This is a genomic window from Oceanobacillus polygoni, from assembly GCF_008304605.1.
GTDB lineage: Bacteria > Bacillota > Bacilli > Bacillales > Amphibacillaceae > Oceanobacillus > Oceanobacillus polygoni.
Genome location: NZ_PIJY01000014.1, coordinates 13,978 through 29,805, shown reverse-complemented (window position 1 = coordinate 29,805; position 15,828 = coordinate 13,978). Strand labels below are relative to the sequence as shown.

The following is a 15,828-nucleotide window of genomic DNA, read 5'->3' as shown; positions in this document are numbered from 1 at the left end:
AGTTATTGTATTAACAGGCAGCAATATTTAATAAGAATCAGAGTTTATAGTAATAGGATTTATAAGAATATTTTTTAGTTTTGCAGGAGTGTTAAAATGAGCAAAGACAATGATACACCTAAAGTTTATATCTTTAAGTATTTCAAAATATTTATATTTATGCTGGCAGGTCATTGTACAGTACGTTTTTTATTTCAACAGCAACCCTCTTATGAAATTATATTTGAAGTAATTGGTGCTTCATTATTAACAGCTTTTTTTTGGTGGTTATATGATTGGACAACATCAAAAGGAAAAGATTGATAATTTTATTATACTGCTGGTTCCTTAACAAAATAAGTAGTTCATCAATTGCGAGTTCCACCTTTGATTAATAGGCAGTATTTTGTTTAGGAAGAAAACTGGAAATTCCAGGTGGTTTTTCTTCTTTCACAAAAGATCGAGTCTATTTCCATTCTTTCTGCATAAATCATCTTCTTTCACCTAAAATAACAGTGTGTTATGAACAACATGGCTCCCATAACTGTAAAAGGAGATGAATAGATGAAAGAGCGGATCGTGAAGTGGCTTTTGACTATTGGGTTTTTATTTTGTTTTTATCTAACAAATGATTTTTCTGTAAATGCGAATGAGGGACCTTTGGAAGATTCTTCGCAGCAAGTAGATGTGCAAGATAATCCAGAAGAGGATTTTCCTGATCTTCGAGGAGGCCCTGAGAATCCCGAGCGAGAACGTCAGCAGCCTGTTGATTTAAGAATCTTACAGCAACGGTATCCAGATGTATTTTTCTTGCAGGGCGTTTCAGATCAAAACCAAGTTGCTTTAACATTTGATGATGGGCCAGACCCACGTTTTACAAATGAAATATTAGATGTATTAAACCAATACGATGTACCGGCAACGTTTTTCTTATTAGGTTCAAGAGTTGCTGCTTATCCTGATATTGTAACGCGAATTCAAAATGAGGGACATGTGATTGGAAACCATACATACTTCCACCCTAACCTTGTTGATGAAGCTGACATCGGAACACTAGAGCGGGAAGCAATTAGAACGGAAGATGAGCTTTATGACATGATCGGTTACCGAACACATTTATTCAGACCTCCATACGGTTTCCTGTACGATGAATTAGTCGAACAGCTTGCGAGGATGAACTATTCCGTAATTGGCTGGACTGTAGATTCTTTGGATTGGCAGGAAGACCCGCCAGAGGTTATCGCATCCAATGTATTAGACATCATGCATCCAGGTGCAATTATTCTCATGCACGATGGTGCAGATTGGGATGGTGATCGCACGAATACAATCGAATCCCTTCACCAAATCATCCCAACACTGCAAGAGCAAGGCTACGAATTTGTCACCGTACCAGAGTTATTGAATATTCCATTTGAGAAATAGAAGATGCCTCTTCTATTTCTTTTTATTCCTATAAGAACTTATTCAGTTTCTCATAAATAACCAATAATTGCTGTACTTCCTCTTCCGTTAGCCTGTCAAATAGATTTCCGCGAAGTGCTTTCCCTTCGTCATGTGCTTTATTTACCATTTCGATTCCTTCATCGGTTATCGCTAAATAGATGATTCGGCGATCATTCTCATCCACAAGTCGAACTGCTAATTTTCGTTGGACAAGCTTTTCAGATAAGTGTGTTAAAGATGGAGGTGTTAACCCTAGCGTCTTGGCGATATCGGATGGCCTGCTTTTACCGTTTCGCTTCAAATGGCCGAGAACAAGAATGTGCGAGATTCCAAGGTTTTCTTTAAATAGTTTATTCCACTGAATGATTAAATTGTTCGTCACTTGATCCATGGAATGAATCAGTTCAAAAATCGTTCGTTCTTTCATGTGCGTATAACCTGCCTTCTATAAACGAAGTGCCCCCTAAGAATAGAGGACACTTCCTGTATATTTCTATACTACTGTGCAGAAAAACCACCGTCAATCACTAATTCGGAACCAGTGATATAAGAAGATTCATCAGATGCTAAGAATAGTGCAGCATTTGCGATGTCCTCCGGTTTTCCTAATCGTTGCAGTGGGGTTGCTTGAATTAAACGGCCAAGCAGCTCTTTTGACGTGCTGAGCGCATCTGTCATTGGTGTTTCAATAATACCAGGAAAAAGTGTATTTACACGTACCCCCTGACGCCCAAAGGTTGTTGCTGCCGCTTTTGATAGCGCACGTACCGCCCCTTTTGATGCAGAATAATGATTAAACCCTTGTCCGATTTGAGCCGTATAGGATGAAATATTTACGATAGACCCTTTATGTTGTGCTGCCATATACGGTGCAACATGTTTGATACCAGCAAATGGCCCAAATCCATTAATGGATAGCATCTTTTGCCAATCATCTAGGTCAATCTCTTCGTATGGCTTTTCAGATGATATTCCAGCGTTATTTACGAGGATATCAATTTCCCCAAAGCGATCATTCACTTCCTTAGCAAAAGCTTTCCAATCTTCATCAGAGGCAACATTTAATTTCATGCCCACTACATTTTCTTTTTCGCTTACTTTTTCCAGTGCTGCCTCATTAATATCAGCCGCAATGACAGTTGCTCCTTCTTGACTGAACAGCTCTACCATCCGTTCACCAATACCAGAAGCTCCACCAGTAATAATCGCAACCTTGTTATCTAATCGTCCCATTGTATCTTCCTCCTTAACGTAATTTAATAGACCCACCATCGACCATGATTGTTTGACCAGTAATATAATCCGAATCACTGCTTGCTAGGAAGACAGCAGTTCTGCCAATATCTTGCTCTGGGTCACCTAGCCGACGAAGGGGGAGTTTATTTATCATTGCATCATATAATTCAGGTGCATTGTCTCGCCATTGTTCAACACCAGGTGTCAGGGCAATTGGTGATATTAAGTTCACATTAATTCCATCCGGTCCCCACTCATTTGCTGCGACTCGTGAAATTGCGCGAATTGCCTCCTTTGCTGCAGCATAGGATGTTTGGGTAACTTGTCCATCAATCCCAGCACCAGATGCAAAGTTAATAACCTTACCATGTGTCTTCTTTAGCTCTGGATAGGATGCTTGCATGAAATGGAATGTAGGATAAAAGCCCGTTCCAAACGATAAGTCAAAGTGTTCCAGTGTTGTTTCCATAAAAGGAGCCTGTTTGGATACGTGTGCATTATTCACTAGGATGTCCAACTTGCCAAACTTCTTTACAACTTCGGTAACAATCTCCTCGATGTTTTCTTTAATCGAGATATCTTTTATAAAAAGTAAGCCTTCTGCAAATTGATTTATTTCAGCAAAGGTTGCTTTTCCCTTTTCTTCATTTACATCAACAATTGCAACATGCGCGCCTTCTTTTGCCATTGCAAGAGCAATCCCTCTACCAATACCAGAAGCACTGCCTGTAACAATTGCCACTTTATCTTGTAATCTCATTCCAATTACCTCTTTCGTATATATTTAGACATCTAAATATTTAACACCTAAATAATAACATGAACTTTTGTTGGATGCAATTATCGTGCTTACAAATTGTCATAAGATTGGACATATAAATAGGTACATCCTTTGAAGGCTGGCATACCATTACATGAATCAAGTAATCGCCTCTTAGTATACGAAGCTGTCCCTCAGATTCATCCTGCTACCCCATTATGGGTTATAATGGAGTAATGACGGAACAATTACAGGACGGTGTTTTAATGGTTGGAATGGGTTATCGGACAATAAAAACTGCAATAGGTGCAGGGTTAGCAATATGGATTGCGAGCTTAATCGACTTGGAATTCGCAACGTTTGCAGCGATTATTGTCATCATGTGTATTGAAAAAACAAAGAAAAGAACATTACATACAATTAAAGAAAAGTTCTTCGCATCTCTTTTATCTATCATTCTTGGTATGCTATTCTTTGAATTATTAGGGTACAACCCGATCGCCTTTGCTGGATTTATCCTCTTATTCGTCCCAATTCTTTTGAAAGCTCGTATTCAGAATGGATTTATCACAAGCATGGTAGTCGTTCTGCATATTTATACGTTACAGGATGCGAGCCTAGAGACTTTCTTGAATGAGCTTTACATTATTTTAATCGGAGTGGGAATTGCTATCCTTGTTAACAGCATCATGCCAAGTTTTAAAAAGAATATTAACAAGAACATGTTCGAAATTGGAGAAAAATTTGGCATCATTCTTTATGAACTAGCTGCCTACTTAAGAGATAATGAAAGGAAATGGGATGGGAAGGAAATCATTGAAGCAGAAGACATCATTCATAAATCTAAAAGCATTGTCATTCAAGATGTAGAAAATCATCTTTTCCAAGCTGAAAATAAAGATTATTACTATTTGCAGATGCGGAGGGATCAGCTGGAAATCCTAAAAAAAATGGTAACGATCGTTCATATTATTTCTTCATCGGATTTGCATGTTAAACAAAGGGGAATGCTTGCTGAATTTTTTGAGTATGTGAGTCAAAATGTGCATTCAGGAGATACCATACATATCGCCCTTGAAAGATTAGAGAACTATGAAGCGTCTATTCGTGAAACAGAGTTACCAAAAACAAGAGAGGAATTTGAAGTTAGAGCAAACTTATTTTATTTAAACTTTGAGATTAAAAATTATTTAACAATTAAAAAGAAGGTTTTCGAGGGACAATGAATCTGTCCCTCTGTCCCCTAGCCGACGCTAGCCTATTTTCACATCCAAATCTTCATGGTTGCTGGCTTTTTTATGTTTAATAAGCTGCCTAACAAACCAGACGAATACAGCCAACCAAATAACCATTCCTAAAATCAGAGAAATACCATAGTCCAAATTAAATCCTTCTGGTGCGTAGAACCAATACGTACTTACTACAGCCGTCATGAATAAAGCTGGAATACTACAGATCCAATGGAATTTCTTCCTTTTCATCAGATAAATCGTTGCTGTCCATAACATGATCGCAGCAATGATCTGATTCGTCCCACCGACATAGCGCCAGAGGAAGCTATAATCGATGGTACTAAGGTATAGCGTTATTCCTGATAGAGGTACGATAAGTAATACAAGTTTTCCTTTTCCTGTAAAGTCAATCTTTGTCTTTTGAGTTAACAAGTCGGCAACGATGATTCTGCAAGACCGTAATGCCGTATCACCCGTCGTTATTGGAAGAATGACAATACCTACGATCGCCAAGGTTCCACCAAATATTCCGAGCGTGGTTAAGCTAATTTCATTAACGACTCCAGCAGGTCCCCCCACAGCCAGCGCTTCATTCAATGCACCTGTACTACCGAAAAAGGTCATTCCTGCCGCTGCCCAAATCATGGCGATAATCCCTTCTCCAATCATCGCCCCGTAAAACACTTTTCTACCTTCACTTTCTTTTTTCAGTGTTCGTGAAACAATTGGACTTTGTGTACTATGAAATCCAGAGATCGCTCCACAAGATATGGTTACCATTAACAATGGCCAAATTGGCAAATCGCCAGGGTGTAAATTACTTACTGTTAAATTTGGAATTGGATTATCAAAGATAAACAACATCCCAAATGCAATGGAAACCGCCATAAAAATTAAAATGGCTCCAAAGATAGGATACACCCTGCCAATTACTTCATTAATTGGTAGGATCGCTGCAATGACGATATAAGCGAAAATAATTAACAGCCATGTCATAAAGCCAACTGGGGTTATATCTGCTAGTAACTGAGCTGGTGCCGCAATAAAAGCTGCAGATACTAAAATCATTAGAAATATGGAAACAATCGTCGTAATAAATTTCATTTTTTCACCTAAGTATTTACCAACAATTGCCGGAAATTGTGCTCCATTATGCCTAAGTGATATCATACCTGAAAAGTAGTCATGTACCGCACCAGCGAAAATACAACCGATAACAATCCAAATAAAAGCTACTGGACCATAAAGTGCGCCCATTATTGCGCCAAAAATCGGACCGGTTCCAGCGATGTTCAGAAGCTGAATTAAACTCGCTTTCCACCAACTCATTGGCATATAATCAAGACCATCGTTGCTTGTATAGGCAGGCGTTGGATTCTGATCATTAATCCCAAAAATACGTTCAACCACCTTCCCATAAACGATATAACCAACAATTAACAATAAGATGGATGCTATAAAAGTAATCAACGCTGAAACCCCCTTTTTCTAAAAATTTAAATACAATAATATACCGAAATGAAAGAAAAATCAATCATTTATTCGACATTTTTCTACAAATTCTACTATTTACAATAGGGCATTCTCCTGTACTCGGCTTTTCTCAATAATAGACCTTCGAGAACTGGGTAAGACACCATATCCTCCAACGAATTACAGAATGTGGTATTAAACTACTACATTATCTTAGAGGTTGGAGCCTTCCCCTCTAATAAAGATAAAAACTGCACCTCCAAATGTTTTTAGCCCTAACATTTGGGGTGCAGTTTAATATAAGTAGCTTTTATTTAACTAAAGTCGGCACTGTTTTCCTATTACATCGGTGGAAAATAACCATCCGCATCAAACTTCATTTCATGTAAGTCCTCTAATACCTCGATATTTTCCTTATCCTTCAATTCATTGAAAATCACTTCTGATACAAACAGTTCGCCGATATGGAGAGTGTTTGGAATTCGTACAATTCTTGCCTCGTGTGCTGGTACACCCCAAGTAGCGCGGAGAGCCGCTTCCAACGCTTCATGATCGCTATCAAGGACAATCGGAATTTTAGCTCTATCTAAAAATGTACTTGTTACAACATTTTCGTTCATTGTTTTTAAATCAATTTTGTCAAATAGTCGCTTCGTTGTTAAATCTGATAGGCCAATTCCTAATGCATTCCCATGGCTTGCCTCACTTAAATTAGAAGCAATAACATATTTTACACTAGGCTTTTCTGGCTCTTCTACACCTAATACACGGATTCGCCCGATGATATTCGTATCCATACCGGTTCCACTATAATTTTTACCGATTTCATCAACGACTAATATATCCATTTCTTCAACTGGAAGACTTGGCATCAAAGCAAATGCTCGTTTCAATAATTCTCTTTCGCGATTTTCAATTTCATCTGGATGGATCGCTTCAATGATTGCCGTTTCTTCATGAGCATTTTCTACAATTGCTATTCCAAATAATGTATTGGAATTACCAATGGCTACTTTACCAACCTCAGGCATCATGTCACGGATTCCTTTAATACCATATGTGTGAAGGGCTAATGCTTGCTTATGTTTACCCATGCCAATCGATGCCATTTTTAAGACGCCACTTTCAATATCCTTTTTAAAATCAGTATGTGGCTTCACACGGCCCATTACGATAATCCCATCGGCATGATAAGCATGCTGATCAACATAAACAGGAATACCTGCAGATGTTTTGCCAACCTCTACAACTTCCATGGACGAACGGATTTCGCATCCGGTAGATTCCTCTGTTACACCAAGTCCATCTAGTACTTCAATTTGTCCTTCAGCAGTTGCTCCACCATGACTTCCCATTGCTGGGATGATGAATGGTGTTGCACCTCTTTTTTTGATTTCATCTGCTACACTCTTGACGATCAGTGGAATATTAGCAATCCCCCGGCTTCCTACGGTAATCGCAATTTCCATGCCAGGTTTGATTTTTCCATCGGCTTTTACTTGGCAGAATTGGTCTGAAATGGCTCCAGTAATATCGTTCAAGCTTTCTACTTGAAATTTTTGTCTTATTTTTGCGAACTTCGGTAAAGACATTGAATGTCACTCCTTCCGTATTACTTTTATCCAGTTTTTAAGAAATATCCCTTGGGTAATGCATCTATTCTTCAAAAAAATATTTATACACGGAAAGCAAGAGGTCGATGTCAACCTCCTGCTCGATCATTTTTCATTAATTTTCGGGAGCTAGTTCAACTGCCATACGAAGCGCCTCTTTTAGGGATAGCTCGTCTGCAATATTTTTGCCAGCGATATCAAAGGCTGTTCCATGGTCTACACTTGTACGGATTGTTGGAAGACCGACTGTAATATTTACACCAGCTTCTAGACCGAGAACTTTAATTGGACCATGCCCTTGATCATGATATTGTGCAACAACGATGTCAAAGTCACCACGTTTTGCTCTAAAGAATAAAGTATCTGCTGGAAGTGGTCCTTGTACATTAATCCCTTCTGCTTGTGCTTTTTCAACAGCTGGAATAATTTTTTCTTCCTCTTCGCCATTTCCGAAAAGTCCATTTTCTCCAGCGTGTGGGTTAATTCCACAAACAGCGATGCGTGGAGATTCAATTCCTGCTTTTTGCAACGTTTCCTGTGCAAGCTTAATCACTGTATATTGACGATCAACATTATTGTTTTTGATGGCATCAATTAATCCAACATGTGTTGTTGCATGGATTACTCGTAATCCTGGAGCAGATAGCATCATTGCGAAATCTTTCGTATTTGTTAGTTCTGCTAAAATTTCTGTATGTCCAGGGTAGATGTGACCTGCTTTATGGAGCGCTTCTTTATTTAAAGGTGCTGTACAGATCCCTTGGATTTTCCCTTCATTTGCATAAGCAATCGCCTTTTCCAAATAACGGAATGCAGCGTTTCCAGCCTCTGGTGAAACTTGTCCCCATGGTAAATCGGCAGAAACTAAATCTAAATCAATAATATCGATTGTGCCGTATTCGTACATTGCATCCTCTGGTTGTGTAATGCTATTTATTTGAAGCGCTACATTGGCTACGTCAAGTGCTCTTTTTAAAATTTTTGCATCACCAACTACAAATGGACGACATGTTTCATAGATATTTTTATCATTTAAAGACTTGACGATAATCTCAGGGCCTACTCCTGAAGGATCACCCATTGTAATTGCAATACTTGGTTTTTTAGTGGCCATCATTATTTCCTCCTATTATCCTTTTCTTTTTTGCCAAGCCTATTGTAAAAGGCAATCATAAGCTTGGCGTTATACGTTGTAAAAATCATCCATTACTGCTTATCGCTTGTCCATGGACTTCCGTAACGGTTTGAAGCGCTTTTGAAAGTGCCTGTTCGGTACCAAATGCACCTGCCTTTGTTACAACAGGAATGCCATCATACAATCCACCGAATAACTTACCATATGGAATACCTGCTTCTACTTCGCCGATGACTCGAATTCCTTCACCTTTTAAAGCTTTACAAGCTGCACCGGCAATATCCCCACCTGTTAAAACAGCACCACAGATGTCCTTTGTTTCAATTAACTGACCGGCAATGATTCCCATTGATTCGGCAATCGTATGCCCTACCTCAAAGTTTGATAAACCAAGTTCACGTTTCAGTTCCTTCACTCGATTCATCGCCTCTTGTCCACGATCGGTCGTTATTACTAAATCACTTTTTTCCAGTAATGCTTGGCCTGATTGAACAATACGATCAATCTCACGCTTCCGCTCCTCTTCATAAAAGAACGCTTCAGGGGAAATAACAATCTCTTCTACAGTATTCCCTTTTCGTAAATCACGAATCTGTTGATGGGTAATCGTGTTCACACTACCTGCTACCACCAATACTGGCGGTCGTTCATCTGTTTGCTTGTTAAGCACTACCTCTTCATGGTTACCTGTGCTTGAAAGGTGAGAGGCGACTCCTGCCGAGCCAACCCAAAGGAAGTTCTCCTCAAGCATTTCCGCAGCTTCAACAATCACCTTTAATTCCTCATCTGTTGTAGCATCTATAACGATAATTTGGGAGGGAGACTCTGCAGTCATCGCCATCATTTTTTCAAATACGTGATGTTTTCCTTTTCGAACTTCCGAAATGGAAATCAATTCAACGTCTCGCTTGCTTTGCTCCTGCAATAATGTTGGAAGGTGGCTTTCTTTTACAGGACAAGAGGGATCGTTTGCAATTTCCGACTCTGCTAATAGTACCCCATGAACATAGTGCTTACCATCCACGGTTGTTCGCTTACTTTTCGGGAAAGCTGGTACGACAAATGAGGTCTTAAATTGAAATACGTCCATTACTGCATCAATTTCTTGACCGACATTCCCTCTCATCGTTGAATCGATTTTCTTAAACACTTTTGTTACACCTAATTTGTTTAATTCTATTGAAAGATTGAAAACAATATCATAAGCCTTTTGAAAATCGAGTGCACGACTATCTGAATTTAAAACGATGACATCTTCACTAAGATGCACTGACTGTAAGTGTGTATCCGAAAAAAGCACCGTTGTGCTTAGCCCTTTTTTCGCAAATTGCACGCCTGTATCATTTGCACCTGTTAAATCATCTGCTATCACTGCCAGTTTCAACTCTATTTACCTCCCTTCTTAACAATCTCAGCATATACTTTTTGCTTCTTCACTTTATTTCTACTTCTATTGTCTATCGCATTATATTTATTTCTCTTATATATACTAATAACGCTTTCAATAACAATCATAAACCAAAACGTTGCATTTAGCAATATTTTAGTTTATTTAATTTTACTTTTTTACATAATGTTGTATTATGCATCAAAAATGAGCATTTTTGCATAGAAAAACGCAAGCTATTATTTAAGCTTGCGCCATAAGGTCGAACGATTAATTCCTAAGCGTTTAGCCGCTCTGGATTGATTCATTCCTTCATCTTTAAGGACTTTTGTGATTACTTCTTTTTCGATTTCATCTAGTGTCCCACTAATGTCAATATACGATAAAGCATCATTCCACTTTGCTTGGTGCTCCAATCGCTTAAATACAATGTCCACTGCTGCTTTCTCAATATAATAGGATTGTGCTTCTAAAAATAATTGCTCCATTACATGTTTCAGCTGCGCCACATTTCCTGGCCAATCATAGTGGACCAGCTGCTCCAGTGCATCATCCCGAATCCCGACGACTTCATTCCCATATTTCGGATGCAAATCGGAAATAAATACATGAACTAAATCCTCAATATCTTCTCTCCGTTCGCGAAGCGGTGGTATTTGAATCTGTGATTGCGCTAATACTTCGAATAACTCACGGTGGAAGTCTCCATTTTTAATCTTTTTATCCATATTATCGCTAGAAGACACGAGCCATTGTAGCTTCTTTTCATTTTCATCGTGAAGGACACTTAATAACTCCTTTTGCATATAAGAATTAAGTTGGTCGATATGCTTTAAGAAAATTACTTCATTGGCGTACCTTTGAAAGAAGCCTTCCTTAATGAGCTCCTTCAATTGCTCTGCACTTATCACATCACAATGCAATGTAATCAACGGTTCACCCAAAGTTTTCCTTGTTAAATAAATGGAATGGGCAACTAATTCCTTTCCATTCCCTTGCTCCCCCGTAATCCAGACAGGCTCATCACGCTTCCCGTATTGGTCAATTTGATCCAAAACCTTCTGGGTTGCCTGGCTTTTTCCCGAAATTGGAGTCCGAGAAGGGGACGTATGCAATTCAATTGCATTTTGCTTCCCATGCTCACTTTGCGCAATCGTTTGATTGGAATGTGCCTTTTCAAAAAATAATGCCGTTGCACCATTTACCGGGCAAGTTGTTATTTTCCATAATTCATTATTAATGTAAAGTGTTTTTACTTGCTTTTCGTTTGTTAAGATTGTTTCCTGTACAAGTTTGTTTACATCGGTAGCATTATCTAATTGTAACCAATGAAATTCATTATGAAATCGCGCATTACCATAAGTCAATTCCGCTGCTTGATCGAAAACCCCAATTGCCTGTTCATTACTATCAAGAATCGTTTGCACTAACGAAATATCTTGCTGTAGTCTTGAAAATAAACGATAGGATCTTCTTGTCTCTTCTAACGCATCGATGATCGCTTCTTTACCAGATGTAATCAGTACTCCTGTCATCCCTAGTTGTTTAGCAGCCTGCATCGTTATTACGTCTCCAATTACTACCTCATAACCTTGCTTTTTTAAGCCCAACAATTTTTCTTTAACTTCATTATCCTTTGTAATCGTTAATGTTTTAACATCTAAATCTAGCAGTTTACATATTGTAGCTGCACCTTGTGTAATATTTGAAAATCCAACAATTGCAGCTTTGCCAGAAAATCCTTTTACAAGGGTTAGAATGCGTAATACATCGTATCCAGAAACTTGAATATCTATTACCGGAATGGATACTGCCTCTTGTATCATCGAGGCCGTACCACCACGGCTGATGATAACATGATAACCTTCATTTTCAGCATTCTTTGCAATTGCGACACCTTCATATAAGTTACCTAATTCAATGTGTAACTCAATATCTTCAATTTCTTGACTGATCTCTTTCATCATTTCAAGCAATCCCTCATAAGGGACGATCACCAACGCTTTTATCATTTACTTCACCTTCTACCCGCAAAAATCAAGTTATGTATTTCTTTTATCTTTTAATTACAATGAGTTTACCACTTATAATTTAAACCTATCATAGATTTCCCATGAAAAGGGTCCTTACTGTATATCTTGCAAACTACGAAAGAAATCGAATACATTGTCTAATATTCAGTTTCCTTTTAATTTACTTTGAGAATTATTGTATGCAAATTGCAACACTACTAATTATAAGCCATATTCCCTTAAAGTAAAAGTAATTGGTAAAGCGATTTCAATAGTAATTGGAATATCAGCGTTCCACCGTGTTCTATTGAAGCATGAAAAATGGCACATAAAAAACAACCATTTTATAGAATAGAATCTATAGAATGGTTGTTTTTGTTCTTGTCTTTAAATAATGATATCTAATAATAAAGTAAATACTAAACCGGATACAGCAACGATTGTTGAAAGTACGGTATATGTTCCAAATGCTTCTTTTAATGTCATACCTAGAGATTCTTTAACCATCCAGAAGCCAGCATCGTTAACATGTGATGCAATGGCACTACCTGCTCCTGTCGCAAGCGCAACTAGTTCTAGGTTAACGTCTGGAATTCCAGCAAGTGAAGGAATAACCAATCCTGCTGTTGTTAACGTTGCAACCGTTCCAGATCCTAAACAAATACGTAATATTGCTGCGACCATCCAAGCAAAGAAGACCGGAGACATTGCAGATCCTGCAAAGATATCAGCAACATAATCGCCAACGCCACCATCTATAAGCACTTGTTTTAATGCACCGCCGCCACCGATGATTAGCAGTAGCATACCCAGAGCATTGATTGCGGAAGAACAAGAATCCATTAATGTCTTTATTGGAATATTTCTTCTCAATCCCATTGTATAAACTGCCAGTAATAAAGAGAGCAACATAGCAGTAGAAGAATTACCAATGAAACGAATCAAGATCACTAACATGTTATCGGAAAAGCCTAAAACTGGCTGAACCATATCAACGATAGCACCTAAAGCCATTAGAATAACAGGGAATAGTGCTGTAAATAAACTAATACCAAAACCAGGTGTTTCTTCTAATTTAAATGTCTTTTGGACACCAAACGATTCACTGCCTTCTCTCGTAAATGCAGTCGGAACAATCTTTTTCGCAAGCTTTGGATACAAGATACCCGCAAAAATAACCGTTGGGATAGCGACTATTATTCCGTAAATTAAAACCAAGCCAATATTTGCACCATACTCCGCAGCTACCACGGTTGGACCTGGATGCGGAGGTAAAAATGCATGCGTTGCCAATGCAGCAGTAACCATTGGTAGTCCTAGTTTTACAATAGAAACTTTTAATTCCTTTGCGATCGAGAATATAATTGGAACAAGCAATACAATTGCTACTTCAAGAAATAATGCGATACCAACTATAAATGAAGCAAATAAAACAGCCCATTGAATTCGTTTTTCACCAAATTTGTCAATTAGCGTTATCGCAATACGGTTCGCTCCGCCTGCATCTGCAATTAATCTACCAAGCATTGCACCCATACCAAAGATTAATGCAATGTGACCAAGCGTCCCACCTAAACCGCTTTCAATCGACCCAACAACTTCCTCTAAAGGCATTCCAAGTGCTATGGCTACGATAAACGAAACTATAATTAATGAAACAAATGTGTTCAATTTAAATTTCATAATGAAAATAAGTAGTAACAGTACCCCTATTGCAACAATTAATAATGGCATATATTAGCCCCCCCAGTGTAATTTTTAGCAGTTCTGTTCGTTTTATATAAAGATGTTGTAATTCGTTTCTTTACAGACGGCATCTAGGTCTTGCCCCGCGTTGTACAATCTCAATAAATGTCCAAACTCATTCATCTCGAACTCAATTGGTAGTGCTTACAAAATGAATTTAAAAAGAGAATTAGCATGCCTATTTTTCTTCTCTGTTCGCCATTTGCGAGACGTGCATAGTCGACATATGTGCTAAATAGCAACATTTCCCTATGATGCTAAGAGAAAATTCACAACACTTATTTCTATCCACTGCTTGAAATAGTTTAGAAAGTGTTTAAACTGTTGTTTTTCGCATCAAAATCATTTTATACTGTGTTTATATTCTTGTCAAGAGAGTAAATAGAGTTGTTTGTGTTTGTTTTTTCAACAGTTTTATTGATTTAGGGAGAGAGATTCGTGTAGCGCTTATTCTGCACTGTTCAAAAAGAACAGAATTATATCTCATGGCACCCGTACGACAACAGCGTATAATAGTGTTAGCGGAAGTTTTCTCATGCTCTTGTATATGTACAATTTGTAGTTTAGAAGGAGAGATTCAATTGAGATGCGGCGAAAAATGCTTTCTTGTGGAAACTGAAATAAATGGAAAAAACTGCTTAAACCGGTAAATGCCAGAACACCTGCAGAGGCAAGAAAAACAATTCGAAAAGAACATGGTGCAACAACAGCTATTATAGCTGTACGAGAAAGAAGAAATAGTCGCTAAATTACTGAGTAAGTGGTTATTCTTCATTCTAGGTTGGCTTACTAGTTGTGCATTGAATCGTTGTAAAACCCAACTGAAGTTTTAATTCGGATGTGTGCGTAATATTGAAAAAGCAGGGAATCTGTTTCTGATTCCCTGCTTTTCGATGTTACCGATTTACGGACTATCTAGAACTGTTTAATTAATTTATCCCTGTTTAAAATAGCGTCTAATTGAAACTTAATATTTATAAGATTGTCCACCATCAATTGGCACAACAGCCGCATTAACAAATCCTGCTTGGTCAGACAGAAGGAAAGCGGTTAAGTAGCCCACTTCTTCTGGTTTACCGAAACGTTTCATTGGGTTTGGCTCAACGAATGATTTTCCTACTTCTTCCCAACCATCTTCGCCACCGATTTGTTTTAATGACCCTTCAACCATTGGTGTCATAATTGCTCCTGGTGCAATTGCGTTAATTGTAATACCGTATTGGCCATACTCAATTGCAGAGTTATGTGTTAATCCAACTACACCATGTTTACTAGCAGCATAGCCTGATTGGTTACCAACACCACGAATACCACCAACGGAAGCTGTATTTACAACATGACCACTACCGTTATCTTTCATCACTTTCAGAACATATTTTAAACCATAGAAAACACCATTCAAGTTAATATCCACAACTTTACGGAATTCATCAGACCCGAAATCTTCTGTCAGATTTTGTGTTCCTTCAATTCCCGCATTATTAAAGAAACCATCAATCGTGCCAAATGCTTCTACTGTTTTATCTACATAATTTTTTACTTCGTCTTCATTAGCAACGTTTGCTGTTACTAAAAGAACCTCAGCACTAGGCGCTACCTCAAGTACTTCCGTTTTTGTTTCTTCTAATCCCTTTTCATTTAAATCAACTAAAGATAATTTTGCCCCTTCTTTAGCTACTTGTAATGCAACAGCACGACCCAGACCAGATCCCGCTCCAGTAATAAGTACTACTTTCCCTTCGAACCTTTCCATATATGTCATCCCTCTCTGCTGTTTTTATATCCAAATACATTTAATTCAATTATATT

General features: G+C 38.2%; 13 protein-coding genes. 3 read left to right on the top strand and 10 right to left on the bottom strand.

Translation table 11 applies throughout. From position 1 onward, the window contains the following. Positions 1–96: 96 nt before the first annotated feature. Together F1560_RS05035 and F1560_RS05030 are read left to right on the top strand one after the other, a co-directional pair. Entirely contained in the window at positions 97–303 is a 207-nt protein-coding gene (locus F1560_RS05035; protein WP_149473549.1) for a hypothetical protein, read from the top strand. A 240-nt stretch (positions 304–543) separates the two neighbouring features. Continuing rightward, complete coding sequence (locus tag F1560_RS05030; RefSeq protein WP_149473548.1) at positions 544–1,404, top strand: polysaccharide deacetylase family protein; 861 nt, start codon at positions 544–546, stop codon at positions 1,402–1,404. A 28-nt stretch (positions 1,405–1,432) separates the two neighbouring features. Here F1560_RS05030 and F1560_RS05025 read toward each other — a convergent pair whose 3' ends face one another. The 3 genes from F1560_RS05025 to F1560_RS05015 form a co-directional block, all read right to left on the bottom strand. Continuing rightward, positions 1,433–1,852 carry a MarR family winged helix-turn-helix transcriptional regulator gene (locus F1560_RS05025; protein ID WP_149473547.1) on the bottom strand — a complete coding sequence of 140 codons (420 nt, stop codon included), beginning with the start codon at positions 1,850–1,852 and terminating at the stop codon, positions 1,433–1,435. 71 nt (positions 1,853–1,923) lie between these two features. After that, entirely contained in the window at positions 1,924–2,658 is a 735-nt protein-coding gene (locus tag F1560_RS05020; protein WP_149473546.1) for an SDR family NAD(P)-dependent oxidoreductase, read from the bottom strand. A gap of 13 nt (positions 2,659–2,671) precedes the next feature. Beyond that, on the bottom strand, positions 2,672–3,421 hold the full coding sequence (locus F1560_RS05015) for an SDR family NAD(P)-dependent oxidoreductase (RefSeq protein WP_149473545.1): 750 nt from the start codon (positions 3,419–3,421) through the stop codon (positions 2,672–2,674). Positions 3,422–3,657: 236 nt separating this feature from the next. On the opposite strand from F1560_RS05015, the gene F1560_RS05010 reads away from it, so the two are divergent. Continuing rightward, positions 3,658–4,647, top strand: coding sequence for an aromatic acid exporter family protein (locus tag F1560_RS05010; RefSeq protein WP_187773633.1), 990 nt, complete (start codon positions 3,658–3,660; stop codon positions 4,645–4,647). Positions 4,648–4,674: 27 nt separating this feature from the next. Here F1560_RS05010 and F1560_RS05005 read toward each other — a convergent pair whose 3' ends face one another. The 7 genes from F1560_RS05005 to F1560_RS04975 all read right to left on the bottom strand — a co-directional run bounded on the left by F1560_RS05005 (position 4,675) and on the right by F1560_RS04975 (position 15,772). Next, entirely contained in the window at positions 4,675–6,123 is a 1,449-nt protein-coding gene (locus tag F1560_RS05005; RefSeq protein ID WP_149473543.1) for a carbon starvation CstA family protein, read from the bottom strand. A gap of 344 nt (positions 6,124–6,467) precedes the next feature. Next, complete coding sequence (locus F1560_RS05000; RefSeq protein ID WP_149473542.1) at positions 6,468–7,718, bottom strand: nickel pincer cofactor-dependent isomerase, group 22; 1,251 nt, start codon at positions 7,716–7,718, stop codon at positions 6,468–6,470. A 136-nt stretch (positions 7,719–7,854) separates the two neighbouring features. Next, on the bottom strand, positions 7,855–8,853 hold the full coding sequence (gene pdxA / locus F1560_RS04995; protein ID WP_149473541.1) for a 4-hydroxythreonine-4-phosphate dehydrogenase PdxA: 999 nt from the start codon (positions 8,851–8,853) through the stop codon (positions 7,855–7,857). A gap of 85 nt (positions 8,854–8,938) precedes the next feature. Further along, entirely contained in the window at positions 8,939–10,258 is a 1,320-nt protein-coding gene (locus F1560_RS04990) for a four-carbon acid sugar kinase family protein (protein WP_149473540.1), read from the bottom strand. A 242-nt stretch (positions 10,259–10,500) separates the two neighbouring features. Then, positions 10,501–12,273: a PrpR N-terminal domain-containing protein gene (locus F1560_RS04985; RefSeq protein WP_149473539.1), complete on the bottom strand. Its 1,773-nt coding sequence runs from the start codon at positions 12,271–12,273 to the stop codon at positions 10,501–10,503. A 387-nt stretch (positions 12,274–12,660) separates the two neighbouring features. After that, positions 12,661–14,007, bottom strand: coding sequence for a gluconate:H+ symporter (locus tag F1560_RS04980; RefSeq protein ID WP_149473538.1), 1,347 nt, complete (start codon positions 14,005–14,007; stop codon positions 12,661–12,663). A gap of 979 nt (positions 14,008–14,986) precedes the next feature. Next, the gene (locus tag F1560_RS04975; protein ID WP_149473537.1) at positions 14,987–15,772 is read right to left on the bottom strand and encodes an SDR family oxidoreductase; all 786 of its coding nucleotides are present in this window, start codon (positions 15,770–15,772) and stop codon (positions 14,987–14,989) included. Positions 15,773–15,828: the final 56 nt, after the last annotated feature.